The sequence below is a fragment of the Clostridioides sp. ZZV14-6345 genome, assembly GCF_020657775.1.
GTDB lineage: Bacteria > Bacillota > Clostridia > Peptostreptococcales > Peptostreptococcaceae > Clostridioides > Clostridioides difficile_D.
Genome location: NZ_JAGWCX010000114.1, coordinates 1 through 5,448, shown reverse-complemented (window position 1 = coordinate 5,448; position 5,448 = coordinate 1). Strand labels below are relative to the sequence as shown.

General features: G+C 27.4%; 3 protein-coding genes. 2 read left to right on the top strand and 1 reads right to left on the bottom strand.

Annotation, left to right across the window (positions count from 1 at the left end):
* Nucleotides 1-227: 227 nt before the first annotated feature.
* Nucleotides 228-1,412 carry a pyridoxal phosphate-dependent aminotransferase gene (locus tag KGF39_RS18805; RefSeq protein ID WP_227823482.1) on the bottom strand — a complete coding sequence of 395 codons (1,185 nt, stop codon included), beginning with the start codon at nt 1,410-1,412 and terminating at the stop codon, nt 228-230.
* A 372-nt stretch (nt 1,413-1,784) separates the two neighbouring features.
* Between KGF39_RS18805 and KGF39_RS18800 the strand changes: the two genes are divergently transcribed.
* Nucleotides 1,785-4,136, top strand: coding sequence for an anaerobic ribonucleoside triphosphate reductase (locus tag KGF39_RS18800; RefSeq protein WP_227823481.1), 2,352 nt, complete (start codon nt 1,785-1,787; stop codon nt 4,134-4,136).
* 21 nt (nt 4,137-4,157) lie between these two features.
* The gene (gene nrdG / locus KGF39_RS18795; protein ID WP_107594548.1) at nt 4,158-4,697 is read left to right on the top strand and encodes an anaerobic ribonucleoside-triphosphate reductase activating protein; all 540 of its coding nucleotides are present in this window, start codon (nt 4,158-4,160) and stop codon (nt 4,695-4,697) included.
* Nucleotides 4,698-5,448 lie beyond the last annotated feature (751 nt).

Below are 5,448 nucleotides of genomic sequence, written 5' to 3'. Positions count from 1 at the left end.
AGAGTAGGACGTAGCCACGTAATCTTTTTTATTATGATACATTTAGAATATGAGTTAGTATTTTACTCTAATTGAAAAATAAAAGACTTACTGATTTTTATATCAACTAGTCTTTTATTTTTCTTTAAAATTTTAATTGAATTCTTGAATAGATGTTATATATTTACTTAACATGCTAACCTTCATTTAATACATTGTATCCAAGAGCTATTCAATTTAAATTATTATTATGCCATTATTTTATATACAAATTCTTTTAATTTATCTAATCCAGATAAGAAAGTATTTTCATTGCAAGCATAAGATATACGAATATATTTATCCATACCAAATGCTATTCCAGGAACAACTGCGACATTATATTCTTCTAAAAACTGATTACAAAATTCGATAGAAAAGCTATCTTTATACTTAAATCTCTCAGATACTTTAGATAGGTCTATAAAGGCATAGAATGCACCATCTGGATTTACGTATCCTACATTTTCTATAGAATCTAATTTAGATGTAATTAAGTCTCTTCTATACTTGTATGTTTTAACCATATTATCTATATCAGTTGAGCAATCTTTTAAGGCTCCATATGCTATGTACTGTGCTGTTAAACTTGGATGAGATATAAGATGTCCCTGTATAGAGCTCATTGCCTTAGCAATCGTTTTATTAGATGCAGTATATCCTAATCTTAATCCAGTCATTGCAACTGATTTAGAAAAGCCATTTATAGTTATTGTTATATCTTTAGCCTCTTTGCTTAATGATGCAATTGATGTAAATTTTTCATTATAGCATATTTTTTCGTATATTTCATCTGCTAAAATATATATTTTATTCTGTATACATACATCTACTATTTCTATTAACTCATTTTTTGTATAAACACTACCAGTAGGATTCGAAGGGTTATTTATTACAAGAATTTTTGTTTTGTTTGTTATAGATTTTTCAAGTTCTTCTTTTGTTAACTTGAATCCATTTTCTTTTTTAGTGTCAATGAAAACTGGAACAGCATTAACCAACCTAACCATTTCAGGATAACTAACCCAGTAAGGTTTTGGTAGTAATACTTCATCTCCCTCATCTGTTAAAGCTAGTAAGGTATTTGTTATAGAGTTCTTTGCTCCACTTGATACAACTATTTCATCTATTGAATAGTTACAATTGTTTTCTTCAATAAGTTTTTTACATATTTCCTCTCTAAGTATTTTTAATCCTGGAACTAAATCATATTTAGTGTAATCTTTATTTAAAGAATCAATACCATAAGATTTTGCGTTATTAGGCACATTAAAATCAGGTTCTCCTATACTAAGATTTATTACTTTAATTTCGTTATTTTCCATTTCCTTAACTTTCGAACTAATACCTATTGTGTAGGATGGTGTTATAAAGTCTAGTCTTTTTGATAACATAAAATTCCTCCTTTTAAATTATTATTTATATTATACGACAATTTTAAAGAATTTACATAAGGAAATTTGTAGATATATATATTAATATATATAAAAATATACGCTTTTTGCCTAAAATTAGTGTAAAAAAAAGAGAAAATTTTTTTGACTCTCGAAGTTGTTAGAAACGCTACTGTTCAAAATATCCACATAGTATTTGCAATGATTTGCGTAAGTTTGACTATTATGTACAAATTTGGTAATCTTAATGTAGCAATTATTAAGATAATCCCTTTAACTTAGTTGAAGGGGATTTTTTTAGACTTAATATACTACATATAGTGGTATGTAGATTAATAAAATACAATATATAGTAATAGGAGGGTTTTTTAATTGGTTGAATTCGTAAAAAAAAGAGATGGAAGAGTAATCCCATTTAATGAAGATAGAATAACAAGAGCTATATTTTTAGCAGCGACAAATGTTGCAGAAAGGGAAGGAATAGTACCTGATTATAAATTATCTGAACAACTAACTCAAGAAGTAATAAAATTTTTAAATCATAGATATTCAGAATCCGTTCCAAGTGTTGAAGACATTCAAGATTCTGTAGTTAAGGTTCTTATAGAAACTGGTCATGCAAAAACTAGTGAAGAATATATAATATACAGAACTGAAAGAAGTAGAATAAGAAATTCAAAAACAAGATTGATGAAGGCAATAGAGGAAATTACTTTTGAGGATGCAGAAGATGCTGATATAAAAAGAGAAAATGCAAACATTAATGGTAATACAGCTATGGGAACGATGCTACAATATGGAAGTACTGTATCTAAAGAATTTTGCAAGACTCATATATTAAAACCAGAGCATTCTTTTGCTCATGATAATGGAGACATACATATACATGATATGGACTTTTTAAACATGGGAACATTAACTTGTTGTCAAATAGATGTTAAAAAACTATTTAATGGTGGATTTTCAACAGGACATGGTTTTTTAAGGGAACCACAAGACATAATAAGTTATGGAGCATTAGCTGCAATTGCTATACAAAGCAATCAAAATGATCAACATGGAGGTCAAAGTATACCATTTTTCGATTATGGATTGGCTGAAGGTGTATATAAGACATTTAAGAAATTCTACATAGGAAATTTAGCTAAAGCGTTAAAGTTATTCAAAGGAATTGAAAATAATGATGCAATAAAGAACATAGTATATAATACAGAGAAAGAAACAAATCAAAAGGTTGGTCTTAAGAGAGATGAACTATATCTTAATTTAGAAAAAAATAAATTAATAGAAACTTTTGATATTAATGAAGAACTTGTAAATAACATACAAAACTTTGCCTTTGAAGAATCATATAGAGAAACTGATAAAAAAACATACCAATCTATGGAAGCATTTATACACAATCTAAACACAATGCATTCTAGAGCAGGTGCACAAGTACCATTTTCAAGTGTAAACTTCGGAACAGATACTTCTGAAGAAGGAAGAATGGTTACTAAAAATCTTTTATTATCTCAAGAAAGAGGTTTAGGTAATGGAGAGACACCAATTTTTCCAATTTTAATATTTAAGGTCAAAGAAGGTATAAATTTAAATCCTGAAGACCCTAATTATGATTTATTTAAATTATCATGTAGAGTATCAGCTAAAAGACTATTCCCAAATTTTAGTTTTTTAGATGCACCTTTTAATGCAAAATATTATAAAAAGGGTGAGCCAGATACAGAGGCTACATATATGGGTTGTAGAACAAGAGTACTTAGTAATGTGTGTGGTTCAGAAACAGTTAGTGGTAGAGGTAATATATCTTTCACTACAGTAAATCTCCCAAGATTGGGTATAAAGCATGGTATTGTAAGTAATGAAAAAGTTAATTTAGATGATTTCTTTGAAGAATTAGATGAGAAGATAAACTTAATTATAGAACAATTATTAGAGCGTCTTGAGGTTCAAGGAAATAAAAAGATGAAGAACTTCCCATTCTTAATGGGTCAAGGAGTATGGAAAGGTTCTGATGATTTAGGGCCAGAAGATACATTAAAAGAAGTAATAAAGCAAGGTACATTGACAATTGGATTTATAGGTTTAGCAGAATGCCTTATTGCTCTTATAGGTAAACATCATGGAGAAAGTAAAGAAGCTCAAGAGTTAGGGTTAAAAATAGTGTCACATATGAGAAATAGAATGGATGAAGTAACAAACAAATACAAATTAAATTTCTCTTTAATGGGTACTCCAGCAGAAGGTCTTTCAGGTAGATTTACTAAAATAGATAAAAAAGTCTATGGAGAAATCAAAGGTATTACAGATAAAGAATATTATACTAATTCATTCCATGTACCAGTTTATTATAATATAAGTGCATATGATAAAATTGAGATAGAAGCTCCATACCATGAATTGACTAATGCAGGTCATATAACATATGTAGAGCTAGATGGAGATCCATCTGATAATTTAGAAGCTTTTGAAACTGTTATAAAGGCTATGAAGGATTTGGGTATAGGATATGGAAGTATAAATCATCCTGTAGATAGAGATCCAATATGTGGTTTTTCAGGAGTAATAACAAGTAATATATGTCCTGTATGTGGAAGAAATGAAGATGAAAGTGACATCAAATTTGAAAGAATAAGAAGAATAACAGGATATTTAGTTGGCACAGTTGACAGATTTAATAATGCTAAAAAAGCAGAAGTAAGAGATAGGGTAAAACATAGATAGTTTTATTTGGAGGAATAAGTTATGAAAATAAGAATGTCATCTACTATAAGTTATGACAGTATAGTTGATGGACCAGGATTAAGAATGGTAATATGGACTCAAGGATGTATTCATAATTGTAAAGAATGCCATAATCCTCAGACACATGATTTATATGGGGGATTTTATATGGATACAGAAGAAATTATAAATAAGGTAAAATCATTGAAATTACAAAAGGGTATTACGTTATCAGGAGGAGAACCGTTCTTACAGCCAGAACCATTAGAAGAAGTAGCAAGAGAAGCCAAAAGAAATGGATTAGATGTATGGTCATATACTGGGTTTACATTTGAACAACTGTTAGATAAAAAAAATAGCACATATTTCAAAAATTTAAATTTACTAAAACAAATTGATATTTTAGTAGATGGAAAATTTATGGCTGAAAAAAAAGATATAAGCTTAAAGTTTAGAGGTTCATCAAATCAAAGAATAATTGATGTTCAAAAAAGCTTGAAATATAAAAAAGTATTTTTAGCTGAACACTATATGAAGGACGATTTATCTATAGCAGAATAGAATTATAAGTAGACGGGAGTAAGTATAAGTACATATTTATTTTCGTCTATTTCTATGTTATGTTTTAAATTTATATAATAGTATAATAGAAGATATAACAATTAGGTTAAAATTAGATTAAAATATTTACTGTGTATTTAAGCTTGAGTCTTTTATAGTTTAGATTATTTTAGTATATAGGTTCTAAAAAATATATCAGAGATTATCTAATTGATTCTTTGCTAAGAAACAATATTCAACTGACTTACAAAAATCTTTAATTATTACAATATAAATATTTAGATAAATGATAAGATACTGATAAGCAATTTGAAAGAACATTAATTTAATATTATAGATATTAATGTTAAGTAGTCTAAAAAATATAGAAGCTTTAAAGTAGGTATTTTAAATAAATAACTAAGTGTAAATTTAATATGTGAACAGATTCTATAGTACAGATTAGATAAATAAATAAGGTATAATTATATAATATCTGTTGTTGTACAAAAAATATTAAATTTTGTAACTTGTGGATAAATGTGTTTATAATGTGGATAATATTTAATATGATAAGTTAAAACAATATGAACCAGTTGTTTATAATGTGGATAATATTGTAATATATTCATAAATGGGACATTCAAAAATAAAAAATGTGAAAAAAGTTGTTGACTCTAAAAGAAAAAGTTGGTATAGTAATACTTGTCCTCAAGAAAAGGGCAAACACATAAGGTATAAAGAACTTTGAAAATTAAACAGTAGGTTAATT